Source organism: Streptomyces sp. NPDC028722, assembly GCF_040637655.1.
Classification (GTDB): Bacteria; Actinomycetota; Actinomycetes; order Streptomycetales; family Streptomycetaceae; genus Streptomyces.
In genome coordinates this window covers 1-24,833 of record NZ_JBEZWU010000016.1, presented here as the reverse complement: position 1 = coordinate 24,833, position 24,833 = coordinate 1, and the positions used below count along the sequence as shown (strand labels likewise).

The window sequence follows — 24,833 nt, the reverse complement described above, 5'->3', positions numbered from 1 at the left end:
AATCGGTGCGAGGGGGGTCGGCGGTGCTGAAGCGGTCAGCTCGCCGGACAGATGGCGCTGGACATGCGGCCGAGGTCGACGTGCCGCCGACTCACCAAGGCAACTCCAGTTCCGGACATGACGGAAGCGTGTCACGGCGATCTGGACACAGTCCAGCTTCGTCCATCATCCGGACATCCTTGTCCCGGATCGTGGGACGAGGGTGTCATCGCTCACATGCGTCGCGCGGAGTCTTGTCCCGGCAGGTCAGGCGGGGTATGCGCCGGGCCACGGACCCGGTGTCGCACCTTCCGGTTCCAGCTCCACCTTGGTGTCGAACAGCTTGAAGCCCCGCCGCTGGTAGTTGTCCATCGCGAACTCGCCGTCCTTGCTGCACGTGTGCAGCCACACCCGCTTCGTCGGCGTCCGCTGCGGCCACCGCTCGGCCAGGTCCCAGGCGCGGGCCGTGCCGTACGCCAGCAGATGGCCGCCGATGCGCCGGCCGCGGAAGGCGGGGAGCAGCCCGAAGTAGGCGATCTCGACCACGCCCCCGTCCTGCGGGTCCAGTTCCACGTAACCGGCCGGGGTGCCCCGGTCGTAGGCCACCCAGGTCTCCATGCCGGGCCGGCCCAGGTACTCCTGCCACCGCGCGTACGTCCAGCCCAGCCGGTCGGTCCAGCGGATGTCGCCGCCGACCGACGCGTACAGGAACCGGCTGAGCTCGGGGGAGGGCACCTCGGCGCGGACGATCCGGACCTCGCCGTCGGGGGCGGCGGCGGGCAGGAGGTCGGCCGGGGAGGTCTGCTCCAGGGACCACGTGGTGACAGGGACGCTGCTCATGCGGGTCAGGGAATCATCCCGCCGCCCGGTCTGTCGATCGGCCCCGGTCAGTGCAGGGAGCGGTCGAGACCGGCCAGGGGCAGGGCGAACAGCATCCGGTCGGACAGCGACCACACCTCGCCGGTCTCCTGCCAGTAGGAGAGGGAGCCCGCGTCCCGCGCCCAGCAGCGGTGCGAGATGTCGGAACCGCACCGGGCCCCCTGGGCGCCGTCGGTGTCCTGCCGCCACAGCCCGCCGTGTCCGTCCTGCGAGCCGGGCAGACGTCCCACATACCAGGACGGGCGGTCCGCCCCGGCCTTCCGGTACGACAGCACGCCTCGGACGCCGGTCGCCCGGGTCCGGTAGGCCTCCACCGGGTCCGCGCGTCCCGCGGCATCCGTGGCGAGCAGCCCCGTACGCGCCGGGTCGGTGCTGAACGCGTACCGCCACAGACGGGTGTGCCGGTCGCCGCCGGGCGCGGTCCACTCCGCGGCGACCAGGCTGTCGGGCGCCGTACCGCGGTCGAGGGCGAGCGCGCCCGGACACGGCGGTCCGGAGGCGGCACAGCGGCCGGAGGCGAACCGGTAGGAGCCGACCGCGGGCAGTACGTAGCGGTACCCGTCGGCGGACCAGCCGCCCGGCACCCGGCCGATCGCGGGCCCGTCGACCGTGGTGCGCTGGATGCGGTCGAGGTCGTAGACGTAGAGCGCGTCGGCGCTGCCCGCCCTGGTGGTGACCAGGAGCTTGTTCTCGTACCAGACCATGCCGGAGATCCCGGAGGCCAGCGGCCGGTAGTCCCGGCCGCCGTGCGCCGGCACGACCAGCAGCACCCAGCGGTAGGCGAGGTGGGCGGGATCGTCGGCGTCGACGAAGGCGACGCGGGCCAGGCCCCGTTCGGCGGGGCGGCCGGTGCCGGTGCGGTGGGTCCAGCCGGCCAGGACGACCCGGTGGGTGCCCCAGACGCCGTCGTCGTCGGCGTCCCCGGAGGTGGTCACCGAGGCCGGCCGCCAGGCGCCGGAGGCGGTGTCGGCCGGGTCCCAGCAGTAGGCGCGGGCGGCGGCCGGGGCGACGGGCAGGGAGGCGCGGTCGTCGGAGGAGCAGTCGCCGGCCTCGCGCAGAGCGTGGTCGGCGCCGCGCAGGACGGCGTCCACACCGACCGGGCGGCCCATCCCGGCGGCGAGCCGGTCCAGGGTGCGGGCGGGCACCAGGTGCTCCCGGAGCCGGAGCGGGCCGGTGTCCGCCGGGGAGGTCAACGGCTTGAGCGCGCCGGGATTCTCGGTGACCTGGGCCTGTGACGCGCTGATCAGGGTCGCGGCGGCGGTCAGCGCCAGTGCGGTCCCGGCCAGCACGCCGCGCAGTGCCGCGCCCCGCCTGCGCCGGCGGTGTCTGCCGCGATGCTTCATCTCTCCTCCAGAAGGCGGGCCAACTGCGCCTGATGGTCCGTACGTTGACGCGAGGAGCAGATGGGGAGGCCCGTACGGGATGCTACGGCAGGAACGGGCCCCGTAGGGCAAAGACCGCGCACATGGACGGAAGACGCGTTCACGGGGTCACCGTCCGGGCCCGCGGAGCGTGCCGACGGGGCGGGCCGGCCGGGCCGTTCTCCACGGCGTTCCGTTTCCGGGCCACTGCCGGAGCGGCGGACCGGGGGAGCAGGTCACGGGAGTCGGCGGGGAGCAGCACCTCGACGTCCGCATCCGCGTGGGAACGGTACGGCTGATGCCGGAGGAACTCCCCGGGACACCGCCGGATCCTGGATGTCTCGGCCCGCACGGTCACCGTCCTGGAGGCGTCCCCGAACAGGTCTTCGGCCGGCTCCGCCGCCCCGCGCCCGCCGCGTGCCCGGCCGGCAGGTACAGCAACTCGGCGTGCCGGGGACTCAGATCGCGCACCAACGGGGTGGGCACCCCGGCGGTGCTGCGGCGGCCCGTGCAGCCGGGTCAGGCCGGGCGGGCCCGTTCCACCACCGGCCTCAGGTCCAGGCCGGCCGGCAGGGTGCCGAAGGACGCGCCGTGATCGCCGCCGAGACGGGAGGCGCAGAACGCGTCGGCCACCTCCGGCGGCGCGTGCCGCACCAGCAGCGAACCCTGGAGCACCAGCGCCAGCCGCTCCACCAGCCGCCGCGCCCGCCCCTCCACGCCCTCCAGATCGGCGAGTTCGGTGAACAGGTCCTTCACCGCCCGGTCCAGGCGATGATCGGCGCCGTGCGCCCGGCCGATCTCGGTGAGACAGGCGTCCAGGGCCTCCGGCTCCCGGCTCAGCACCCTGAGCACGTCCAGCGCCTGCACGTTCCCGGCGCGCTCCCAGAGGGAGTTCAGCGGTGACTCGCGCACCAGCCGGGGCAGGCCGGACTCCTCGACGTACCCGTTGCCGCCCAGGCACTCGGCGGCCTCCACGGCCACCGGCGCGCACCGCTTGGTGATCCAGTACTTCGCGGCCGGCACCGCGATCCGCAGAAGGGCACGCTCCCGCTCGCCGCCGTCGTCGCAGGCGGCGGCCAGCCGCAGCGCGAGTGCGGTCGCGGCCTCCGACTCCAGCGCCAGATCGGCGAGGACGTTGCGCATCAGCGGCTTGTCGGCCAGCTTCCCGCCGAAGGCCTCCCGGTGGGTGCAGTGGTGCACGGCCTGCGCGACCGCCTGCCGTATCAGGCCCGCCGAGCCGACCGCGCAGTCCAGCCGGGTCGCGGCGACCATCCCGGTCACGGTCCGCACCCCGTTGCCCTCCTCACCGACCCGGCGCGCCCACGTACCGGCGAACTCGATCTCGGCGGAGGCGTTCGCGCGGTTGCCCAGCTTGTCCTTCAGCCGCTGGATCAGGAAGACGTTGCGGCTGCCGTCGGGCAGGACCCGCGGCACCAGGAAGCAGGTCAGCCCGCCCGGGGCCCCGGCGAGCACCAGGAAGGCGTCCGACATGGGCGCCGAGCAGAACCACGTGTGCCCCGTCAGCAGGTACGTCCCCGCCTCCGCGAGGGGCCGGGCCTCCGTGGTGTTCGCGCGGACGTCGCTCCCGCCCTGCTTCTCCGTCAAGGCCATGCCGAACAGTGCGCCGGGTTTCTCCCCGGGGGCCCGCAGCGCCCGGTCGTAGACCGTGGACGTCAGCCGCGGCTCCCACTCGGCGGCCAGCGCGGGGTCGGCGCGCAGCGCGGGCACGGCCGCGTGGGTCATCGACAGCGGGCAGCAGGTGCCGGCCTCGACCTGCGTCCAGATCAGGAACCCGGCCGCCCTGCGCACGTGCCCGGCCGGCCGCGTCCAGGCACCGGTCAGCCCGGCCGACACGCCCTTGCCGAGCAGCCGGTGCCAGGCCGGATGGAACTCGACCTCGTCGATCCGGTGACCGTAGCGGTCGTGCGTGCGCAGCCGCGGCGGCTGCTCGTTCGCCTGCACGGCCCACTCCTGGAGCTGGGCCGAGCCGGCGGCCCGGCCCAGCGCGGTCAGCTCGGCGCGCACCTCGTCCAGGAGGTCCGGGGCGGTGTGGCGGCCGACGGCCTCGGCGAGGGCCCGGTCGGCGGTGAAGAGGTCGTAGCCGACCAGCGGGGGCGGCTGGTTCGTCACGGTGTGCGTGGGGGTGCCTGCCATGACGGGAACCTACCCGGGACGGCGGCCGTGATGGCCCCCGCCGTGGCACGTCGCCGGAAACCGGGCACGACGACGGAGAGGGGGCGCGCCGGGCCGGAGACGCGGGGCGCCGGACCGGGAAGCCCGGCGTACTGGAACGGGAAGCCCGGCGTACTGGAGCCGGAGGGCCGGCCCGGCGGAGCGGGAGAACCGGCCCGGCGGAGCGGAAAACGGGACCGCGGGAACGGAAACCCGGTGCGCCGGACCGGTGACCGCCCCCGAAAGGTGAGGCGGGCCCGGCTCGGCGGATACCGTTAGGACGTGCAGCCAGCAAGTGAACCCCCCGAGCGGCCCGCCGGCCGGCTCCACCGGGCCAGAGCCCTCTACCGGAACGTCTCCAAGCGCAGGACCGCCTGGCTGTTGCTCAAGGACACCGTCAACTCCTGCATGGAGTACCGCATCCTGGGGCTCGCGGCCGAGGCGGCGTTCTTCACGCTGCTGTCGGTGCCGCCGCTGCTGCTGAGCCTCATCGGGCTGCTCGGCTACGTCGACGACTGGACCGGCGCCGACACCATCCACAGCCTGGAGAACAACCTCCTGGAGGCCTCCCGCACGGTGCTGTCCGACAAGGGCGTCAAGGAGATCGCCCAGCCGATCCTGCACGACGTGATGCGGGGCGGCCGGCCCGACGTCATCTCCATAGGGTTCCTGTTCGCCCTGTGGTCGGGCTCGCGCGCCGTGAACGTCTTCATCGACACCATCACCGTCATGTACGGCCTCGACGGCGTCCGCGGCATCGTCAAGACCCGGATCATGGCCTTCCTGCTGTTCGTCGTGGCGCTGCTGATCGGCTCGGTGGCGCTGCCGCTGATGGTGGCGGGACCGGACGCGGTGGTCCGGATCGTGCCCTGGTCGGCGACGGTCGTGCAGGTCCTGTACTGGCCGGTCGTGATCGTCCTCTCCATCGTCTTCCTGACGACCCTCTACCACGTGTCGGTGCCGGTCCGTTCGCCGTGGATCGAGGACGTGCCCGGCGCGCTGGTCGCCCTCGCGATGTGGGTCCTCGGCAGTTTCCTGCTGCGCATCTACCTCACCAGCACCATCGAGGGCGCCACGATCTACGGCTCCCTGGCCGCCGCCGTCGCCGTCCTGCTGTGGATCGGCGTGTCCGCCTTCGCCGTACTGGTCGGCGCGGCCGTGAACGCGGCCATCGACCGGGTCTGGCCCGCCGCGGCCACGGCCGCCGCCCGCGAGGCCAACGACCGGGTGCGGGAGGCGCAGGTCGCCGAGTACGTCGCCCGCGCCGCGGCGGCCCTGGACGCCGACCCGGACGACCCCGACATGCCCTCCGAGTTCCCCGAGCGCTGGTCCCGCTTCCTCCCCCCGGAGGACGTGACGGCCCGCCTGCGTACCCACGCCAAGAACCCCCACCACGTCCACAGGACCAACGGCGACACCCCGCGCCGGGACCACTGACCGTCCGGCCACCGGGGGCGGGGAAGCCCTGCGGCACCATGGGCCGATGACCCCCCGCCTCCTCCTCTGCACCCGCACCACCGACTACCGCCACGACTCCATCCCGTACGCCGTCGCCGCCGTCCGGGCCCACGGCCCTTTCGCGGTCGAGCACACCGAGGAGCCCGCGGACCTGGAACGGCCGCTGGACGGGTTCGCGGCCGTCGTCTTCCTCTCCACCAGCGGTGATGTGCTGACTCCGGACGGGCGCGAGCGGCTGCGGGGGTACGTCGCGGCGGGCGGCGGCTTCGCCGGGGTGCACGCGGCGGCCTGCACCGAGTACGGGTGGCCGTGGTTCGGCGGACTCCTCGGCGCGCGCTTCACCCGGCACCCCGCCTGCCAGCCCGGCCGCGTCCTCGTCGCGGACCACCGCCACCCGGCGACCCGGCGGCTGCCGCCCGTCTGGGAGTTCACCGACGAGTGGTACGACTTCGACCACCCGCCGCGCGGCCGGACCCGGGTGCTGCTGCGCGCCGACGAGACCTCGTACGACGGCGGCGGGATGGGCGCGGACCATCCGCTGGCCTGGTGCCGGGAACAGGACCCGGCAGGCGGACGCATGTTCTACACGGCGCTCGGTCACACGGCCGAGGCCTACGGCGACCCGGTCTTCCTCGCCCACCTCATCGGCGGGCTCACCTGGGCGGGGCGGCTCGCCGAGTGACGTTTCTGCGGTGAACCCGTACCGCCATCGGGGTGAGTAAAGCTCGTGTAGGCGGAAGGTCAGGTGAGTTCCTAGAGATGCTCTTGTCTTGGCAAAGGGCGTAGAGACGCGGCGGCCCTCCCCGTCCCGCGTCACCCACCCACACAAGGAGCCGGACCTTGACTTACGGTAAGAAGCTGCGCGAGCGCATCGCCGGGCCCGGGACCACCCCGCTGATCGGCGTGTATGACATGTACTCCGCATCGATCGCGGCCAAGCACTACGACGGGATGTTCGTCTCGGGCTTCGGCTTCGCGGCCTCGTACTACGGGCTGCCGGACATCGGTTTCATCGCGTGGCCCGACATGGTGGCCTTCGTCCAGCGGCTGCGGGGCGCGTTCCCCCATCATCACCTGCTGGTCGACATCGACGACGGGTACGTCGACCCCGAGGTCGCCTGTCACGTCGTCGAGGGCCTGGAACGCATCGGCGCCTCCGGTGTGATCCTCGAGGACCAGAAGCGGCCCCGCCGCTGCGGCCACGCCGACGGCAAGCAGGTGCTGCCGCTGGAGGAGTATCTGGAGAAGCTGCACCGGGTCCTGGAGACCCGCAAGGACCTGGTAGTCGTCGCCCGCACCGACGCCACCGACGAGCACGACATCCTGCACCGTGCCGAGCGGCTGGCGGCCACCGACGCGGACGTGGTCCTGGTGGACGGGGTGCGCAGCGTCGCGTGGATCCGGCGGATCCGGGAGGTCGTCGGGGACAAGCCGCTGCTGTTCAACCAGATCGCCGGCGGCAAGTCGCCGCGGCTGTCCCTCGGTGAACTGTCCGACCTGGGCGTCGACGTGGCCATCTACAGCACCCCGTGCCTGTTCGCCGCGCACGAGGCCGTGGACTCCGCGCTCTCCGGTCTGAAGGCGGCCGACGGCCGGCTGCCGGAGGTGGACCCCGCGAGCGGCGTCGGTGTTCGGGCCGCCACCAGCCTGCTGGAACGCAACATCGCCCCGGAGCGGCTCACCCCCGAAGGAGTGGGCGTGTGACCGGTGCCGTACCCCGGCTCGGCGCGATCGCGGCGGTCGCCGCCGCACTCCTCGGCGCCGGTCCCGGCACCGTGGTCGCCGCCGGGACCGGGGGCCTGATCACCGTGATCGACAACTCCCACGCCGACTCGATCCTGGAGGTCGACCGCACGGCCAACCTCCAGACCGGCAGCGGCACCGCGGGCAGCGACCACGACGGCAGCGCCGTGGACGTGGTGGAGGCCCTCTTCGGCACCGGCGCCCACCCATCGGACTGAGCCGCCGAGCCGAGCCGAAGGCGCCTCGGAGGCGCTGCGCCGAGGGACGACGCGACACAGGTGACGGCCGGGCATCCCGTGCGGGAGATGCCCGGCCGTGACCGTTCCCGGTGGTGCCGTGGTGGAGGCGCTCGGTCCTCCGTGAGGTCGGGGCGGCCGTTCCCGTCCACCTCGGCGTCCTCCTCCGGTCCGTGCGCGCCGGTGGGCGAGGCCACGGTGGTGACGTGCTGCTGTCCGGGATGTGCCGCGACCAGGGCGGGAGGACGACGGGCGTGCGCGGATCCGCACCGGACCGGTTCCGGCACGCGGACGTACGCCGGCACGGCCGGGCGTACGCCGAACGGCCCAGCACAGGGCCTGTGCGGCGGAATGCTTTCGCGTGCTGTGATGCTCTGAGGTGGACGACGCACACGTGCCGCTGCCCGGTGCGGGACGGCGAAAGGCTGGTGGGCGATGACGGCAGACCCGGCGGACCCCGTGGCCATGACCCCTCACGGTGCCGTACGCGGCCGGTACGAGCGGGGAGTCGCGGTGTTCCGGGGCATCCCGTACGCCGCCCCGCCCTTCGGCCCCCTGCGGTTCCGCCCACCCGCGCCGCCCGAGCCCTGGGACGGGGTGCGCGACGCCGGAGCCTTCGGGCCGACCGCGCCGAAACCGCCGTACTCCGAAACGTTCACCCCGTACCTGTCCGACCCGGTGATCCCCGGGGACGACTGCCTCAACCTGAACGTATGGACCCCGGAACCCGGTCCCGGCGCCCGGCTCCCGGTGCTGGTCTGGCTCCACGGCGGGGCCCTGACCAGGGGTTCCTCGGCCGTGCCGGTGTACGACGGCACCGCCTTCGCCCGGGACGGGGTCGTCTGCGTCTCGGTCAACTACCGGCTGGGCGTGGAGGGCTACGGACTCTTCCCGGACGCGCCCCCGAACCCCGGGCTGCGCGACCAGTTCGCCGCCCTGCGCTGGGTGCACGAGACGATCGGGGCGTTCGGCGGCGACCCGGACCGGATCACGCTGTGCGGGCAGTCGGCCGGCGCGATCAGTGCCGGCGTCCTGCTGGCCGCACCCGCGACCCGGGGCCTCATCCGGCGGGCCGTGCTCCAGAGCGGCGCGCCCGAGGTCTGCGACCGGGACAAGGTACGGCGGATGGTGCGCCGCATGGCCACCCGGCTGAAGATCCCGGCGACCGCCGAGGCGTTCGCCGCCGTCGACCGTGACCTGCTGCTGCGTACCCAGGCCGAGGCCGGCCGGCTCAGCAGCCCGGTGCTGGGCGGCCCCGCGTTCGGCATCGTCATGGACGGCGACCTGGTGCCCCGGGACCCGCTGAAGGCGCTGGCCGGCGCCGGTGCCGCCCCCGGCGTGGAGCTGCTGATGGGCTGGACCCGGGACGAGTACCGGCTGTGGTTCGTGCCCGGCCGACTGGGGGAACGCGTCGACCGGCTCGGGTCGGTCGCCCTGGCCGGGGCCATGGCCCGCTGCCGCACCGGCCACGAGGTGCCGCGCGGCTACCGCACCCTGCGTCCCGGCACCGGGACCGCGGAGATCGTCGGCCAGATGGTCACCGACCACCTGCTGCGCGTCCCGCTGCACCGCGTCGCCGACGCCCGCCCCGGCGCCTCGTACCTCTACGAGTTCGCCTGGCCGTCCCGCCTCCCCGGCCTCGGGGCCTGCCACGCGCTGGAACTGGGCTTCGTGTTCGACACCGGGGACGCGCCCGAGTCGAAGCGGCTGGTCGGCGAGGACGCGCCGCGGGAACTGTGCGACGCGATGCACGGGGCGTGGGTCAGGTTCGTGGCGGGCGGCGATCCCGGGTGGCCGGCGTGGGACGCCACGCATCCCGTACGGGTCTTCGGTGACGGGGTGCCGTACACGGCATACGGGCCGCGGGACGCGGAGATCGGCCTGTGGCCGACCGCGCACAGCGACCCGGAGCCCCCGCGGACCGCCGTCCCGCGCCCCCCGGCGCCGAACTCGCCGCCACCGTGCGCCGCCTGCGCCGCTCGGTGAACACGCTGCGCCGCTGATGCGGCTCACGCCCTCCGGGGTGGTCACCGCCCCGCCCGGCGCCGCCCTCGACGCGGCGGCGGGTGCGGGCGGCGTCCCGGTGCGGGCCGTGCCGAGGTCGCCGGGTGCCGAGCCCGCGTGCCCGGCGTTCGGCCGGCCGGCCGGCCCGGGTCTTGCTCGGTGTGCCGCGTGGTCACCTCACGCCCTCTCCAGCGCCCGCCCGATCGACGTGATCGTGTCCGGGCCCACCCGGCAGCACCCGCCGATCAGCCGCGCCCCGGCCTCCCGCCACCCCGTGACCTGCTCGGCGGTGAACGTCGTACGGCCTGTCCAGGCGCGGGCCCCGGCGTCCCAGGCCTCGCCGCTGTTGGGGTAGACCACGACCGGTTTGCCGGTGACGCGGGCCGCGATCTCCGCCGCGGGTCCCACGTCCCGCGGCGCGCAGCAGTTGACGCCGACCGCGATCACCTCGTCGGCGTCGGCGGCGAGCGCGAACGCCTCCTCCAGGGGCTGGCCGGCCCGTGTCCGCCGGCCGTCGACCGTGTACGACAGCCACGCCGGCACCCCCAGCCCGCGGACCGCCCGCAGCAGGGCGGCGGCCTCGTCGGCGTCCGGGACGGTCTCCAGCGCCAGGACGTCGGGCGCGGCGGCGGCGAGCACCTCGATCCGCGGCCGGTGGAACCGCTCCAGTTCGGCCACGCTCAGCCCGTACCGGCCCCGGTACTCGGAGCCGTCCGCCCGCATCGCCCCGTACGGCCCGACCGACGCCGCCACCCACAGCGGCCGGCGGATGCCCGTGCCCGCCGCCCGCCGGGCCGCCGTACGGGCCAGCTCCACGCTGAGCGCGAGCAGCCGCGCGGCCTCCTCTTGACCGGTGCCGCGCTGCGCGAAGCCCTCGAAGGTGGCCTGGTAGCTGGCGGTGATGGCGACGTCGGCGCCCGCGAGGAAGTAGGCGAGGTGGGCCTCGGTCACCGCCTCCGGCCGTTCGGCGAGCAGCCGAGCCGACCACAGCTCGTCGCTCAGGTCGTGCCCGGCCGATTCCAGCTGGTTGGACATGCCGCCGTCGAGCACGACCGTGCCGCCGTCGGCGAGGGCGTCGGCGAGGCCGGGGGAGAGGTCGCTGGTCATGTCACGACGCTAGTCCAGCGCAATCCGCGCGGCCCCCGGTGTCCAGGGAGTGAGCACCTCGCCGGCTCCGCCGCGGTCATCACCTACCCGTGCACCGGGAGCACCGACCAGCACTGGACACGCGGTACGTGATCAGGCGAACCGGGACTCCCGTCCGCTGGGTACGGATGAGACGAACTCCCGGGGCGCCCCGACCGGAACCGGGGCGTTCCGGGTCCCGCCAGGAAGGAAGGTCACCGCCGTGCTGGACCTGCCCGCCGACGACCGCGCGTCGAGCCCGTACACCGGCTTTACCCGCGCCCACTGGGAAGCCGCCGCCGACGCCCTGCTCGCCGCCGTCGAGCCCTACGGCACCGCCGGCCGCGCCCTCTACCAGCTGCCCGGCGGCCATGTGAGCCACGCCGGCCGGCTCTCCGACGGCCTCGAAGGGTACGCCCGCACCCTGCTGCTGGCCGCCTTCCGGCGGGACGAGAACGTGCTCGGCCGGTACGCCGAGGGCCTCGCGGCCGGACCCGGCGGGGTCTGGCCGGCGATCACCGACCGCAGCCAGCCGCTGGTCGAGGCCGCGTCCGTCGCGCTCGCCCTGCGGCTGACCCGGCCGCTGCTGTGGGACCGCCTGGACGACCCGGTGCGCCAGCGGACCGCCGCCTGGCTCTCGGACGCGCTCACCGCACAACCCTGGCCGTGCAACTGGGAGCTGTTCCCGGTCACCGTCGCCGGTTTCCTCGCGGAGACCGGCCACCGGGAGCAGGCGGCGCGCAGGGTGATCGACCGGGGGCTGGAGCGGATCGAGGGCTGGTACGCCGGCGACGGCTGGTACACCGACGGCGACGGCCGGAAGTTCGACTACTACAACGGCTGGGCCCTGCATCTGTACCCGGTCCTGCACGCCTGGCTGGCGGACGACCGCGCCCTGCTGTCCCTGTACGGCGGCCGGCTGTCACGCCATCTCGCCGACTACGCCCACCTGTTCGGCGGTGACGGCGCCCCGCTGCACCAGGGCCGCTCCCTGACCTACCGCTTCGCGACGGCGGCCCCGCTCTGGCTCGGCGCCCTGACCGGGCACACCCCCCTGCCCCCGGGCGAGACCCGGCGCCTGGCCTCGGGCGCACTGCGGTACTTCCTCGACGGCGGCGCGGTCGACCGGCGGGGCCTGCTGCCGCTCGGCTGGCTCGGCCGCGACGAGTCGCTCGCCCAGGCGTATTCGGGCCCCGCCTCCCCGTACTGGGCGAGCAAGGGCTTCCTGGGCCTGCTGCTGCCACCCGCACACGAGGCGTGGACGGCACGCGAGGAACCCGCCCCGGCCGACCGCGCGGACGTGGTGCGCCCCCTGTCCGCCCCCAACTGGCTCCTCCAGAGCACCCGTTCGGACGGGCTGGTCCGGCTGCACAATCACGGCAGCGAGGACGTCCGCTACGACCCGTACTACACCCGGCTCGCCTACTCGACGGCGACGGCGCCCGCACCGTCGTACGACAACAGCGTGATCGTCGGCGGGGATCCGAGCCGTACCGGTATCGAACCGCTGGGCGTCGGTGACGGCTGGGCGGCCTCACGGCACACGGGCGGCGGGGGAACCCGGGTGACGAGTGTCGTGCTGGCGCGCGGGGCGGTGGAGGTCCGCGGCCACCTGGTCGACGGTGCCGCACCGGGCACACCGGTACGGCTCACCGGATGGGCGGCCGGGAACGGCCGACGAGCCGAACTCCTGCCCGCCGTGGGCCTGTCCGGCACCCTCACCGGCACCACCGGCGAGGGCCCCACCCTCTTCGCCGCACTGGCCAGACTGACCGCCGAGCCGGACCCGGCGCCACTCGCGGACCTGGTCACCGTACGGGCGGACGGCACCGGCACCCTGGAAGTCCACTGGGCCACGGGCACCCCGGCGCAGCTGCGGGTACGGCTGGACGCCGCCGGTGCGGTCGTCAGCGTGGGGGAGTGAGGCCGGGACGTGCGGTGCCGGGGAGGAACGTGTCGCCGAGCAGGGCGGCGTGGGCGTCGGGATGGTCCAGGGCGCCCAGGTGACCGCCCGGGTACTCCACGAACGGGCTGTCGAGGTGTTCGGCCACGCGGCGGGCGGTGTCGTGGAGGAGCTGACCGCGCGAGGCGGTTCCCGCGGCCACCGTGAGGCGGTCGGTCGTGAACCGGGGCGTCCAGGCGGTGAACGGGCGCAGGACGTGGGCCAGGAACACGCCCATCGGTGTCGCCGACTCCCCCTCGGCGGGTGGCCGGCCGGGACCGTCGAGGCCGTCGATCAGCTCCTGGCGGCGCCGCGCCCCGTCCGGCAGCAGGGTCACGCACGGCGGTTCGTGCGCGACCACGTGCGCCAGCCGCTCCGGGTGCCGGGCGAGCAGGTCGAGGACCGCGATGCCGCCCGAACTGGTCCCGAAGGCGTACGCCCGCCCGCCGGGCGGCAGGACCTCCTCCAGCACCCGGTGCGCCCCTTCGCTCCAGTCGGCCACCCGCTGCTCGGCGACCGGCAGCCCGAGCCGGCCGTGGGCGAGGCCGAGCGGGTCGTACGTCACCACGGTGAAACGCCGCGCCAGCCGCCCGGTCAGCGGGCCGAGACCCATCGGGTGCCCGGCCCCGCCCGGCATCAGCAGCAGGACGGGGCCGCGGCCGGTGACGTCGTGGTGCGGGCGGTCAGCCATCGCTCTTCCGCTCCCGGGGCCAGTGCTCGAGGGTGAGGTGCAGGGCGTCGACCGCCTTGTCCCAGGACCGGGCGACGGGCCGTGCCGCGCCGAACCCCCCGGCCGCCTCCAGGACGCAGTAGCCGTGGAAGGTGCTGCGCAACAGCCGTACCGCGTCCGTCAGGTCGGGCTCGTCCAGGCCGTAGGCCCGCAGCATGCCGTAGGTGATCTCGGTGGTGCGGCGCAGCGCCGGAGAGCCCGCGACCAGCGTCTGGTCGAGCTGGATCTGGGTGGCCGCGTACCGGCCGGGGTGCTCCAGGGCGTAGGCCCGGTAGGCGCCGGCGAACGCGGTCAGCGCCTCCTTGCCCGCGCGGCCGGCGACGGCCACCGCGATCCGGTCGATCAGCTCGCCGCCCGCGTGCAGCGCGAGCCGTGTCCGCAGGTCCTGGAGGTTGCGGACGTGCGAGTACAGGCTGGCGTCCCTGACGCCGAAACGACGGGCCAGCGCGGAGATGCCGACGTGTTCGAAGCCGACCTCGTCCGCCAGGTCCGCGGCGGCTGCCACCAGCCGTTCGGCGGTGAGCCCCACCCGGGCCATCCGCCCACCTCCCCTTGGTCTACTAGGAGCCATCCTAGAGGCTCTAGGGAGTCGGAAGGCCGGGTGGGGCGGGTTCAGGCGCGGGTGCCGGGCGGCGGGGAGAAGGGCCGCGGGGAGAAGACGAAGGAGAACTCCGCCGGTTCGGCGCGCAGGTGGTAGCGGGGCAACGGGCCCGGGCCGCAGGACTGGGAGCCGATGCCGTGCTGGCCGTGGTCGAGGTTGACCCAGACCGTGCCGCCGGGGACCAGGTCGGTGCGGTGGGCGGCGGCGTCCAGCTGCTCGGTCGTCCAGCGGCGCACGGTGAGGAAGAACGCCGGGTCACCCTCCACCCGCAGACCGCCCAGCTCCGCCCAGCGGACGTCGATGCGCGCGCCGTTCTCCTGGGGGCGGACGTACGGGGTCTGCATGTCGTCCACGGCCGACTCCCAGCGGCCGGCCGCGGACGCCGTCCTGGTGTCCGGGTACGCCTCGCCGGGGCCGCCGCCGTACCAGCGCACTCGGTCGGCCCCGGACAGTCCGAAGCGGATGCCGAGACGGGGCAGCGGGACGGTCCAGTGCCCCTCCGGGACCGTGGACACGGTCAGCCGTAGCCGGTCCCCGTCGGACGTCCAGCGGTACACCGCCGACAGGCCCAGCTCCCCGCCGGCCGGCGCCACCCGGGTACGGACCGTCAGCGCGTCGCCGCCGGCCTCGACCGCGTCCAGGCGGTGCCGCATCCGGTGCAGGCCGAGCCCGCGCCACAGCGGCCCGTGGCGCGGGTCGCCCTGCCAGGCGGCGCCGTCGTCGTTGTCGGTGGTCGCCCGCCACACGTCCAGGCGCAGACCGGTGAGGGCCACCCCGCCGATCGTCCGCGGCGCCCCGGTGCGGGCGTCGAAGACACCGGGGCCGAGAGTGAGGAGGCCGTCCCCGTACGCCGGCCGGGCGGTCGCGGCGACGTACGGGACCCGGCGCGCCGAGGCCGGGATCTGGCCCCACGCGACGACGTGGCCGGGCGGCGCCCACGCAGTGCCGGACGCGAGCACCGCACGGACGGTCCAGTGGGCCTCTCCGGCCGGTGCGCCGGCCGGCACGGCGGGCAGCTCGACCTCGGCACTCTCCCCGGGGGCCAGCGCGGGCACGGGCAGGGTGCCGGACCGCACCGTCGCGCCCTCCACGTCGTACGCCCAGGTGAACGCCAGCGCCGACAGGTCGGTGACGTCGTACCGGTTGGTGATGCGCACCGTGCCGTGCGCGTCCGTCCCGGGCCGCCGGCTCCGCTCGCGCGGGGGTGACGCGGTGATGGCTACCGGCTCGATCACCTTCTTGTACTCGGCCAGGCCGGGGGAGGGGCGGCGGTCGGGGAACAGCAGGCCGTCGCAGACGAAGTTGCCGTCGTGCAGCTCCTCGCCGAAGTCACCGCCGTACGCGTAGCCCAGCTCGGGGTGGGCGATGCCGTGGTCGATCCACTCCCAGACGAAACCGCCCTGGAGCCGGCCGTGGGCCTCGAACAGCCGCTGGTAGTCGGCGAGTCCGCCGGGGCCGTTGCCCATGGCGTGCGCGTACTCGCAGAGCAGGAAGGGGAGCGCGCGGCGCCTGCGGGGGCCGCCGTCCAGGCCGCGGCCGATCCGCTCAACCTCGGCGTGGCCGACGTACATCCGTGCGTACACGTCCGTGTCCCGGCAGTCGTGGTCACCCTCGTAGTGGATGGGGCGGGAGCTGTCCCGGGCCCGGATCCACGCGGCCATCGCCGTCAGGCCCCGGCCGGTGCCCGCCTCGTTGCCGAGCGACCAGATGACGACCGACGGATGGTTCTTGTCCCGCTCCACCATGCGGGCCGCCCGGTCGAGCAGCGCCGGGGTCCAGCGGTCGTCGTCGACGGGGTTGTCCCGCCAGCCCTGTTCGGTGAAGCCGTGCGTCTCCAGGTCGCACTCGTCGATCACCCACAGGCCGTACGTGTCGCACAGGTCGAGGAACGCCGGGTGCGGCGGGTAGTGGGAGGTGCGGACGGCGTTGATGTTGTGCCGCTTCATCAGCAGCACGTCCGCACGCATGGTCTCCAGGTCCAGGGCGCGGCCCCGCTCCGGATGCCACTCGTGCCGGTTGACGCCCTTGAAGAGCAGCGGGCGGCCGTTGACCTCGATCAGGCCGTTCGACAGCTCCACGGTGCGGAAGCCGACACGCAGCGGCACCCGCTCGCCCGCGGTGGCCAGGACGCCGTCGTAGAGCCGGGGTGACTCGGCGGACCACGGTGCGACGGGCACGGTCGCCGGCTCGCCCGTCGCGATGTCGATGTCCAGCTCCGGGACGGTCACCCGGCCCGCCACGTCGGAGTCGACGCGCAGGGTGCCCGCGCCGGCCGTGTGGTCGTAGGAGGCGTGCACGAAGAAGTCCACGACACCGCCGGCCGGCCGGTGCAGCAGGGTGACGTCACGGAAGACGCCCGGCAGCCACCACTGGTCCTGGTCCTCCAGGTAGGAGCCGGCCGACCACTGGTGGACGCGGACCGCCAGGACGTTCCCCGCGGCCCTCAGCAGGGGGCCGACCGGGAACTCGTGCGGCAGCCGGGAGCCCTTGAAGTCGCCGAGGTCCGTGCCGTTCAGCCAGACCCGGGCGCAGGACTCCACCCCGTCGAAGCGCAGCACGGCACCGCCGTCGGACGGTGCCGGCCAGTCCGCCGGGAGGTCGAAGACGCGCAGGTGGTCGCCGGTCGGGTTCTCGGTCGGCACCCGGGGCGGGTCCACCGGGAACGGGTAGCGGTGGTTGGTGTAGACGGGGGAGCCGTGGCCCTGGAGCACCCAGTGGCCGGGGACGGAGATCTCCGCCCAGTCACCGGCGTCGTACCCCGGCGCCGCGAAGGAGTCGTCCTCGGCGTCGGCCGTCGGCGACAGCCGGAAGCGCCAGTTTCCGTTCAGGGAGAGGGACTTGGCGTCCGAGGCGGCGTACCAGGCGCGGGGCGGCAGCGCCCCGGAACCCGGTGAGACGTCCTCGACGTGGTCGACGGTGCGGGTGCGCAAAGACATCGGTCTCCTGGCTCAGCCCTCGTTGCGGTCCGGACACGTGCGTCCTGCGTCGTCGTACCGGGGACGGGGCGGTCACGGGGGCCGCCGGGAGGCGGGGGTCCCGGCGGTGATCCGGCGCGGCGCCTCGTCGCGGTGCGCGGTACGGAGGTCACGTGAGGTGGGCTTCACGCGGCTGTCCTTCCGGTGCCGGCCGGGCCGGTGCGGCATCGGCACCGGCGCGGCCGTCAGGCTATGGGCTGGGGCGGACGTCCGACAAGGGCCCGGGGAAGAGGCTGCCGGTGGCCGCGCAGGGAGGCGGCCGCGGGGGAGACGGGCGGCTCCCGCGGGGCCGGTCAGTCGTCGAGGAGGTCCCGTACGAAGGCGTTGCCGAAGGTGCCGCCGGGGTCCAGGGAACGGACCAGGGCCCGGAAGCCGGGCAGACGCGCGTACCGCCGGCGGACCACGGCCGGCGGCATCTCGTACACCTTGCCCCAGTGCGGACGCGGATCGAACGGGTCCAGCACCTCCTCCAGCCGGCGCACCACCGGCAGGACCGCCGCCTCGTCACGCACCCAGGTGAAGTGCAGCGCCACCGAGTCCCGGCCGTGGGCGGGGCTGAGCCACTGCGGGTCGGCGGCGACCGTACGCACCTCGCAGACCTGGAGCACACCGGCGACCGTGCCCCGTATCCCGTCGACCGCGTGCAGCGCGTCGAGCGCCGCCGACCGCGGCAGCAGGTACTCCGACTGGATCTCCTCCCCGCTGCTCGGCGTGAACTCCGCCCGGAAGTGCGGCAGCCGCTCGTGCCACGGCCCCGGCACGCCCAGCTGCCCGGTGCAGTGGGCCGCGGGCATCCCCGGCACCGGGTGGAGCGGCACGGACGCGGGCGCCGCCCACGGGAAGTCCACCGCCGGCCGGTCCGTGCGCCGCTTGACCCACACCTGCCGGAACCCCGGCTCCCGCCAGTCCGTGAACAGGCTCACGCTGTACCCGGCCGCCGCCACGGCCTCGAAGTCCAGGCCCGTCAGAGGCAGTTCGGTGTAGACCCGCTGCTCCACCTCGTAGGCCGGCTCCAGCGCGAGCGTCAGCGCGGTGACGACACCCAGCGCGCCGAGGGAGGTCACGGCCCCGTCGAAACGGGAGTCGTCCCGGCCGATCGTCACCGCCGTACCGTCCGCGACGACCAGCTCCACCTCCCGGACCGCCGATGCCAGCGGCCCGTTGCCGACACCCGAGCCGTGCGTGCCCGTCGCCACGGAACCGGCCACCGAGATGTGCGGCAGGGAAGCCATGTTGGGCAGGGCCAGACCGTGCGCGGCGACCGCGCGGGCCAGTTCGGCGTACCGGACGCCGCCGGACACCCGGACCGTACGGGCCGCCGTGTCCACCTCCGTCACCGGCGGCAGCCCGGCGGTGGACAGCAGGACGCCGTCCGGGCCCGGGTCGGCGATCCGGTTGAAGGAGTGCCCGCTGCCCAGCACCCGCACCCGGGTACTGCCCGCCACCAGCGCCGCAAGCTCCTCCGGCGTGCGCGGCCGGTGGAACTCCCGCGCCGCGTACCGCACGGTGCGCGCCCAGTTGGTGACCCCGTGCGCGTCCTCGCGCCGGCCCGGCGACACGGTCCCCGCCCCCACGCCCGCCGTCGCCGGTTCCGCCGCCCCTGCGCTCTCCGTCATCTCCGTGTCCCTCCGGGGAACTCGCGTGTCCGTTGACCCTCTTGTCCGCCGCGACCTACCGTAGAGAACGCTTGCTGTCCGCGTGCCACCGAGCCGGAAGGTCACTTTTGTGCCCGAGCGTCCCCAGGCACTGTTCGCGATGGCCGCCGAGAACCTGCCGCACCTCTTCCCGCCCGAGCTGCTCGCCCGGCTGCGGGCGTGCGTGGCGATCGATCCCGCCCTGGTGGCGCACGACCTCACCCGACCGCGGGTGCGCCGGGTCCTGGCCCGCACCGAGATCCTCGTCACCGGCTGGGGCTGCCCCCGCCTGGACGCGGCCGCCCTGGACGCCGCCCCACGACTGCGCGCGGTGCTGCACGCGGCCGGCTCGGTCAAGGGGTTCGCCACCCCCGAGGTCTGGCGGCGGGGCATCCAAGTCTCCTCGGCCGCCGCCGCCAACGCCCTGCCCGTCGCCGAGTACACGCTCGCCATGATCCTGCTCGCCGGCAAGGACGTCCTCGGCTTCCGCGACCGGCTGCGCACCCGGCGCGCCTTCCCCTACGAGGGCATCGTCCCCGGCATCGGCAACCACGGCCGGCGGGTCGGGATCGTCGGCGCCTCCCGTGTCGGCCGCCGCCTGATCGAACTGCTCCGCCCGCACGATCTCAGGGTCGCGCTCGCCGACCCCTACGTGGACGCGGCGGAGGCCGGCCGCCTCGGTGTACCGCTGCTGCCCCTGGACGAGCTGCTGCGCACCTGCGACATCGTCACCCTGCACGCCCCCGAGACCGCCGAGACCCGTCATCTGATCGGCGCCCGGGAACTCGCCCTCATGCCCACGGGAGCGGTGCTGATCAACACCGCGCGCGGCGCCCTGGTCGACCACGAGGCACTGGTCGGGGAGCTGTGCGCCGGACGCCTCCGTGCCGTCCTGGACGTCACCGATCCCGAACCGCTGCCCGCCGGCTCCGCGCTGTACGACCTGCCGAACGCCTTCGTCACCCCGCACCTGGCCGGCTCCCAGGGCAACGAGGTGGCCCGTCTCGGCCGCACGGTCGTGGAGGAGGCCGAGCGGCTGGTGTCGGGCGCCGGCCTCCTGCATGCCGTCGACCGGGCGGCGCTGGAGCGGACGGCCTGACCGGCGCGGGCCGCGGACGGTCCGGGCCGGGACACGGCGCGCGTCCGGCGGGGACCCGGCACGGGGAGGCCGGAGGCGGGGGCATACGGTGAGGGATGTACGCCGGAGCCGGGAGGAGACAGACGCATGGGCAGTCGTACCGCGCTGGTCGAGGATCTGATGGAGCGCTTCCCGCACGTGCCCCGGGAGGCCGTCTTCAAGGAGGACCTGCTCCGGGGCGGTGTCGCCTTCGACGCGTCCGCCCTCAGCGACAACGAGGACGGGGACGTCAAGCCGAAGTCGTACTTCATCTTCTCCTTCGACCACGGCACCCTGCCCGAGCTGGGCGAGGCCGCGCTGCGCCGGCCCCCGGAGGAGATCATCCTGACGGGCGGCCCCTACGACCTCAGGCGTACGGTCGTCTCCGTACGGGTGAACCCCGCCTCCCCCTACCGGGTCGCCTCCGACGAGGAAGGGCTGCTGGGGCTGTACCTGGACGGCAGGCGTATCGCCGACGTGGGCGTGCCGCCGATGCCCGAGTACTACCGGCACACCCTGTCCAGCGGGAAGTCCGTGATGGAGGTCGCCCCGACCATCCAGTGGGGCTATCTGATCTATCTGACCGTCTTCCGGGTGTGCCAGTACTTCGGCGCCAAGGAGGAGTGTCAGTACTGCGACATCAACCACAACTGGCGCCAGCACAAGGCCGCCGGCCGGCCGTACACCGGGGTCAAGGACGTCGAGGAGGTCCTCGAGGCGCTGGAGATCATCGACCGGTACGACACCCAGAAGACGTCCACCGCGTACACCCTCACCGGCGGCGCGATCACCAGGACCGTGGCGGGCCGGGACGAGGCCGACTTCTACGGCCACTACGCCAAGGCCATCGAGGAGCGCTTCCCGGGCCGGTGGATCGGCAAGGTCGTGGCGCAGGCGCTGCCGAAGGACGACGTGCAGCGGTTCAAGGACTACGGCGTGCAGATCTACCACCCCAACTTCGAGGTGTGGGACCGCCGGCTGTTCGAGCTGTACTGCCCCGGCAAGGAGCGCTACGTCGGCCGCGACGAGTGGCACCGGCGGATCCTCGACTCCGCCGACGTCTTCGGCGCCCGCAACGTCATCCCCAACTTCGTGGCCGGGGTGGAGATGGCCGAACCCTTCGGCTTCACCACCGTCGACGAGGCGATCGCCTCCACCACCGAGGGCCTGCGGTTCTTCATGTCGCACGGCATCACGCCCCGCTTCACCACCTGGTGCCCGGAACCCACCACCCCGCTCGGCAAGGCCAACCCGCAGGGCGCGCCGCTGGAGTACCACATCCGGCTGCTCCAGGCCTACCGGCAGACGATGGACGACTTCGGCCTGTCCTCCCCGCCCGGCTACGGCCCGCCCGGACCGGGCCGCGCGGTGTTCTCCGTCAGCTCCTTCATGGACAGCCTGCCCGCGCGGGAACCGGCGGAGGAGACGGAGACGCCGGCCGGGGTCTGACCCCGGCGGACGAGGGTTCCGCGATGCGCGGGCGTGGCCGGTGAACGGGGCCGCGTCCGCGTCCGTACCGGAGGCGGGAGCCACGGGCCGTCGTGCCACGCGTCCGGGTCATGACCTTCGGTAACCGGATGTGAACAGGCAGCTTGTCAGTTGTGTCGAGGCCGTGAAAGGCTCGGTGTCCTCCCGCGAGGTCCCCTACAACTCCATTCCCCCTCTGGTGAGTTGACTCGCACGTGGATGCAGGAGTCCCATGCCCGACCTGCCGACCCCCCAGGACGACACCGAGGCCGCGCTGTTCGCGGAGTGCTGGGACGCGGTGCTCTCGTACGCGGACCTGTGCACCTCCGGGTCATTGACGGCCCACCAGCTGGCGACCGAGGCGTTCACGCTCGGCATGCGCGAGGTCCGCGCCGCCGCCGCCCCCCACGTGCGCGGCGCCGGCCGCCGCACCGCCCGGCTGCCCACGATCCCGGCGCTGCTCACCGCCGTGCGCGACACCGCGGCGGCCTGGGAGGCGGGCGGCCAGGGACACCGGCTCGACCCCGACCTGAGACTGTGGCTCAACTCGCCCGGCGCAGCCCGCTTCTCGGGACCGCCGCCGCACCGCCCGGTCGCGCTGCGCGGCCTGCGGGACATGCAGGAGGCCGACGCCGCGCTGCTGTGGCTGGCCGAGGTGGAGGCGCTGCCCCTGCCCACCGTGGCCCGCCGGCTCGGCCTGGACCCGGCCACCGCCGCCGACGAACTCGACCAGGTCCGCACCCTGTTCCGGGACCGCTGCCACCGCGCCCACCTCGACTCCCTGACGGACGCGGAGTGCCGCTCCTACGCCCGCCTGCTGGACGCGGTCACCCGTTCGGCCGCCGCCGAGACCCCCGCCGACCTCTCCCGGCACCTCGCGACCTGCGTGCAGTGCGCCGAGGCCGCCGCCTGCCTGCGCCTGCACGGCGGCGGCCTGCCCGCCGCGCTGGCCGGCGGGGTGATCGGCTGGGGCGGCCTCGCCTACCTGGAACGCCGCCGCCGCGCCGCCGAGGTCCGCCTCGGCGCGGGCCGCCCCGGGCCGCCCCGGCCCGGCACGGGGGACGCCGAGGAGGGCGCGGGCCGCAGCCGCGTCCTGCGCGGCGGCCTGCTCGCCGCCGCGGTCCTGCTGTCGGCGCTCGCGCTCGGCGTGTCGATGATGCCGTTCGGCGGCTCCGGCGACGGCGTCGCCGAAGCCCGTGACAACCGGCAGCCGGCCGCCGACCGCGGCGCCCCCCACACCACCGCCCCCCACACCACCGCCCGCCCGGCCACGACCGTGCCGCCGTCCGCCACACCGTCCGCCCCTCCCTCCCGGGCCGGCACCGCGACCGCGCCCGCCCCGGAGGAACCCGGCCCCGAACCCCAGGGCACCTCCTCCGCCACCCCCCGGCCCCGCCGCACGAGCGCCCCCGCCACCCCGCGGACCACCGGCTGCCGGATCGCCTACCACCTCGTCGGCCAGTGGCCCGACGGCTTCCAGGCCACCGTGACCGTCGCCACCGACCGGGCCCTCACCGGCTGGCGGGTCTCCTGGTCCTTCCGCGACGGCCAGCAGGTCGGCAACATGTGGGACGCCACCGTCCACCAGGACGGCTCCCGCGTCACGGCCACCGCCGCCGACTACAACAGAACCGTGGCCGCGCACGGCACCGTGACCTTCGGGTTCATCGGCTCCTGGCGCGACGCGAACCGCACACCGTCCGCCTTCACCCTCAACGGGGCCGCGTGCGCGGTGAGCTGACGCCGCCAAGGGAAGGACGGCAGGGCGGAGAGCGGGGAGGAGAAGGCGGGGCCGGTCGTCTTCCTCGATTTCCACATCCGCCGCTCCTGCCAATCTGTGAAGCCGCGAACTGGCCCTCGCCGGTTGACTTCCCCAGTGCCAGTGCATTACCTGTGCGTGGCCTTGACATGGCATTTCGATTAACCGTCTCCCCTAGGGTCGGAACCCGTGGTTGCGGACCGGGGGGAGACGGCGGCGATGGGTGACGGCAAGGTCCCCGGCAAGGTGCTGGACATCAAGACCGCCGACATCAAGGCGGCGGCACCGGCCTTCCACCAGGGGGCCATCGATCTGAGCAAGGCGCTGACCGCTCTCGTCACCACCCTGGACGGGCTCGGCGAGCCCTGGGGCCATGACGAGCAGGGTGAGCAGTTCGCCGGTGCCTACAAGCCGCGGCAGAAGAAGATGGAGAGCGCGGCGGGCATCCTGGTGCTCGGTCTGACCAGCATCCACGAGGCCATGGTGGACCTTTCGGACGGGCACGTGGACAACGACCAGCTCATCGCCGGGATGTTCACGAAGGTGAAGTCCGACAAGCAGAGCGACGGTGCCGGTGAGCGTTGAGGACAAGGCCCGGCACATCCTGCTGAAGCTGGGCTTGTGGTGGCCGGAGGCCGATCCCGGGAAGCTGCGGGAGGCGGCGAAGGCGTGGACCGTCTTCGCCGACTCGGTGGACGGCGTCCGTGCTCCGGTGCACCGCAGCGCGTCGTCGATCATCCACAACAACACCGGTGAGTCGATCGAGGCGTTCGAGAAGTTCTGGGGCCGCTACGCCAAGGACCAGGACGGCGGCTGGCTGAGCGACCTGGCGAAGTCCTCGCGGGAGATGGCCAAGGCGCTGGAGAAGTTCGCCGACGCCATCGACGACGCGGTCAACAAGCTGTGGACGCAGATCGGTATCGACGCGGCCGTGATCGCGGGCGGGGTGGCGCTGGCCTTCTTCACCGCGGGTCTGGCCTCCGGGGCCGCGGTCGCGGCGGCGGACGCGGTCATCGAGTTCGGCGCCACCATGGGCGTCGCGGTCACCACGACGGTGGCCGAGATCGCCGCCGGCACCCTGGTCGCCGCAGCGTTCGGCGGGGTCGAGTCGGTCGCTGTCGACCTCGCCGTGGCTCAGCCGCTGAAGATGGCGACCGGCCTGCAACACGGCTTCAGCCTGGACGAGGTGAACCAGGCCGCCAAGGACGGCATGATCTTCGGCGGTGCGCTGGGCGCGGGCGGCGGCCTGCTCAAGGCGAGCGTGGAAGGCGGCCTGACCGACACCACCCCGCTGCTGCTGCGCCCGCCCTCGCTCCGCCCCGACCTGGTCGAGCTGGGTCCGGCCGCCCGCAACGCCGAGCGCACTCCGTGTGTGGGCGAGCCGATCGACGTGGCGACCGGCGCCATGCTGATGACGCAGACGGACCTGTCCCTGCCGGGCAGCCTGCCTGTGGAGTTCACGCGCACGCACCTGTCCTCCTACCGCGGTGGCGTCTGTTTCGGCCCGGCCTGGATCTCCACCCTGGACGAGTGCCTCCAGATCGACGGCGAAGGCGTCGTCTTCGCCGCGGCGGACGGCATGCGCCTGGTCTACCCGGTACCGCAGCCCGGCGTCCCCACGATGCCGGCCAAGGGCCCGCGCTGGCCCCTG

General features: G+C 74.2%; 20 protein-coding genes and 1 pseudogene. 11 read left to right on the top strand and 10 right to left on the bottom strand.

The window, feature by feature from the left end:
- Positions 1 to 35 precede the first annotated feature (35 nt).
- The 5 genes and pseudogenes from AB0F03_RS23425 to AB0F03_RS23405 all read right to left on the bottom strand — a co-directional run bounded on the left by AB0F03_RS23425 (position 36) and on the right by AB0F03_RS23405 (position 4,373).
- A complete protein-coding gene (locus AB0F03_RS23425; RefSeq protein ID WP_345942706.1) occupies positions 36 to 119 on the bottom strand; it encodes a putative leader peptide in 84 nt (27 codons plus the stop codon).
- A gap of 127 nt (positions 120 to 246) precedes the next feature.
- On the bottom strand, positions 247 to 819 hold the full coding sequence (locus AB0F03_RS23420; protein ID WP_361995178.1) for a GNAT family N-acetyltransferase: 573 nt from the start codon (positions 817 to 819) through the stop codon (positions 247 to 249).
- Between the two features lie 47 nt (positions 820 to 866).
- Positions 867 to 2,201 (bottom strand): hypothetical protein, encoded by a 1,335-nt coding sequence (locus AB0F03_RS23415; protein WP_361995176.1) that lies wholly within the window; start codon positions 2,199 to 2,201, stop codon positions 867 to 869.
- A gap of 139 nt (positions 2,202 to 2,340) precedes the next feature.
- Positions 2,341 to 2,687 (bottom strand): annotated as a pseudogene (locus AB0F03_RS23410) (transcriptional regulator); the annotation flags it as partial.
- Between the two features lie 51 nt (positions 2,688 to 2,738).
- On the bottom strand, positions 2,739 to 4,373 hold the full coding sequence (locus tag AB0F03_RS23405) for an acyl-CoA dehydrogenase family protein (protein ID WP_361995174.1): 1,635 nt from the start codon (positions 4,371 to 4,373) through the stop codon (positions 2,739 to 2,741).
- A 300-nt stretch (positions 4,374 to 4,673) separates the two neighbouring features.
- Here AB0F03_RS23405 and AB0F03_RS23400 point away from each other — a divergent pair, with 300 nt between their 5' ends.
- The 5 genes from AB0F03_RS23400 (at position 4,674) to AB0F03_RS23380 (ending at position 9,814) form a co-directional block, all read left to right on the top strand.
- Complete coding sequence (locus tag AB0F03_RS23400) at positions 4,674 to 5,828, top strand: YihY/virulence factor BrkB family protein (protein WP_361995172.1); 1,155 nt, start codon at positions 4,674 to 4,676, stop codon at positions 5,826 to 5,828.
- A gap of 46 nt (positions 5,829 to 5,874) precedes the next feature.
- Entirely contained in the window at positions 5,875 to 6,531 is a 657-nt protein-coding gene (locus AB0F03_RS23395) for a ThuA domain-containing protein (RefSeq protein ID WP_361995170.1), read from the top strand.
- A 158-nt stretch (positions 6,532 to 6,689) separates the two neighbouring features.
- Positions 6,690 to 7,553 carry an isocitrate lyase/PEP mutase family protein gene (locus AB0F03_RS23390; RefSeq protein ID WP_361995168.1) on the top strand — a complete coding sequence of 288 codons (864 nt, stop codon included), beginning with the start codon at positions 6,690 to 6,692 and terminating at the stop codon, positions 7,551 to 7,553.
- Positions 7,550 to 7,810, top strand: a complete 261-nt coding sequence (locus tag AB0F03_RS23385; RefSeq protein ID WP_361995166.1) for a hypothetical protein — start codon at positions 7,550 to 7,552, stop codon at positions 7,808 to 7,810. Before AB0F03_RS23390 ends, AB0F03_RS23385 begins: the two co-directional genes overlap by 4 nt.
- Positions 7,811 to 8,293: 483 nt before the next feature.
- Positions 8,294 to 9,814: a carboxylesterase family protein gene (locus tag AB0F03_RS23380; protein ID WP_361995164.1), complete on the top strand. Its 1,521-nt coding sequence runs from the start codon at positions 8,294 to 8,296 to the stop codon at positions 9,812 to 9,814.
- A 195-nt stretch (positions 9,815 to 10,009) separates the two neighbouring features.
- Here the strand turns inward: AB0F03_RS23380 and mmuM are convergent, their stop codons facing one another.
- On the bottom strand, positions 10,010 to 10,939 hold the full coding sequence (gene mmuM, locus AB0F03_RS23375) for a homocysteine S-methyltransferase (RefSeq protein ID WP_361995162.1): 930 nt from the start codon (positions 10,937 to 10,939) through the stop codon (positions 10,010 to 10,012).
- A 244-nt stretch (positions 10,940 to 11,183) separates the two neighbouring features.
- Here mmuM and AB0F03_RS23370 point away from each other — a divergent pair, with 244 nt between their 5' ends.
- Positions 11,184 to 12,881 (top strand): DUF2264 domain-containing protein, encoded by a 1,698-nt coding sequence (locus tag AB0F03_RS23370; RefSeq protein ID WP_361995400.1) that lies wholly within the window; start codon positions 11,184 to 11,186, stop codon positions 12,879 to 12,881.
- Here the strand turns inward: AB0F03_RS23370 and AB0F03_RS23365 are convergent.
- The 4 genes from AB0F03_RS23365 to AB0F03_RS23350 all read right to left on the bottom strand — a co-directional run bounded on the left by AB0F03_RS23365 (position 12,865) and on the right by AB0F03_RS23350 (position 18,821).
- Positions 12,865 to 13,590: an alpha/beta hydrolase gene (locus tag AB0F03_RS23365; protein ID WP_361995160.1), complete on the bottom strand. Its 726-nt coding sequence runs from the start codon at positions 13,588 to 13,590 to the stop codon at positions 12,865 to 12,867. The two genes, AB0F03_RS23370 and AB0F03_RS23365, sit on opposite strands and share 17 nt — an antisense overlap.
- Entirely contained in the window at positions 13,583 to 14,167 is a 585-nt protein-coding gene (locus tag AB0F03_RS23360) for a TetR-like C-terminal domain-containing protein (RefSeq protein WP_361995158.1), read from the bottom strand. The genes AB0F03_RS23365 and AB0F03_RS23360 overlap by 8 nt, the downstream gene beginning before the upstream one ends.
- A gap of 74 nt (positions 14,168 to 14,241) precedes the next feature.
- Positions 14,242 to 17,166: a glycoside hydrolase family 2 TIM barrel-domain containing protein gene (locus AB0F03_RS23355; RefSeq protein ID WP_361995156.1), complete on the bottom strand. Its 2,925-nt coding sequence runs from the start codon at positions 17,164 to 17,166 to the stop codon at positions 14,242 to 14,244.
- A gap of 332 nt (positions 17,167 to 17,498) precedes the next feature.
- On the bottom strand, positions 17,499 to 18,821 hold the full coding sequence (locus AB0F03_RS23350) for an FAD-binding protein (RefSeq protein WP_361995154.1): 1,323 nt from the start codon (positions 18,819 to 18,821) through the stop codon (positions 17,499 to 17,501).
- Positions 18,822 to 18,930: 109 nt separating this feature from the next.
- Between AB0F03_RS23350 and AB0F03_RS23345 the strand changes: the two genes are divergently transcribed.
- From AB0F03_RS23345 to AB0F03_RS23325, 5 genes are all read left to right on the top strand, one after another.
- The gene (locus AB0F03_RS23345; protein ID WP_361995152.1) at positions 18,931 to 19,938 is read left to right on the top strand and encodes a hydroxyacid dehydrogenase; all 1,008 of its coding nucleotides are present in this window, start codon (positions 18,931 to 18,933) and stop codon (positions 19,936 to 19,938) included.
- 126 nt (positions 19,939 to 20,064) lie between these two features.
- Positions 20,065 to 21,405, top strand: coding sequence for a radical SAM protein (locus AB0F03_RS23340; RefSeq protein ID WP_361995150.1), 1,341 nt, complete (start codon positions 20,065 to 20,067; stop codon positions 21,403 to 21,405).
- A 250-nt stretch (positions 21,406 to 21,655) separates the two neighbouring features.
- Positions 21,656 to 23,164 carry a cellulose-binding domain-containing protein gene (locus AB0F03_RS23335; protein WP_361995148.1) on the top strand — a complete coding sequence of 503 codons (1,509 nt, stop codon included), beginning with the start codon at positions 21,656 to 21,658 and terminating at the stop codon, positions 23,162 to 23,164.
- A 237-nt stretch (positions 23,165 to 23,401) separates the two neighbouring features.
- Positions 23,402 to 23,767 carry a hypothetical protein gene (locus AB0F03_RS23330; protein ID WP_361995146.1) on the top strand — a complete coding sequence of 122 codons (366 nt, stop codon included), beginning with the start codon at positions 23,402 to 23,404 and terminating at the stop codon, positions 23,765 to 23,767.
- On the top strand, positions 23,757 to 24,833 hold a 1,077-nt coding region (locus AB0F03_RS23325), incomplete at its 3' end, for a DUF6531 domain-containing protein (RefSeq protein WP_361995144.1). The genes AB0F03_RS23330 and AB0F03_RS23325, both read left to right, overlap by 11 nt.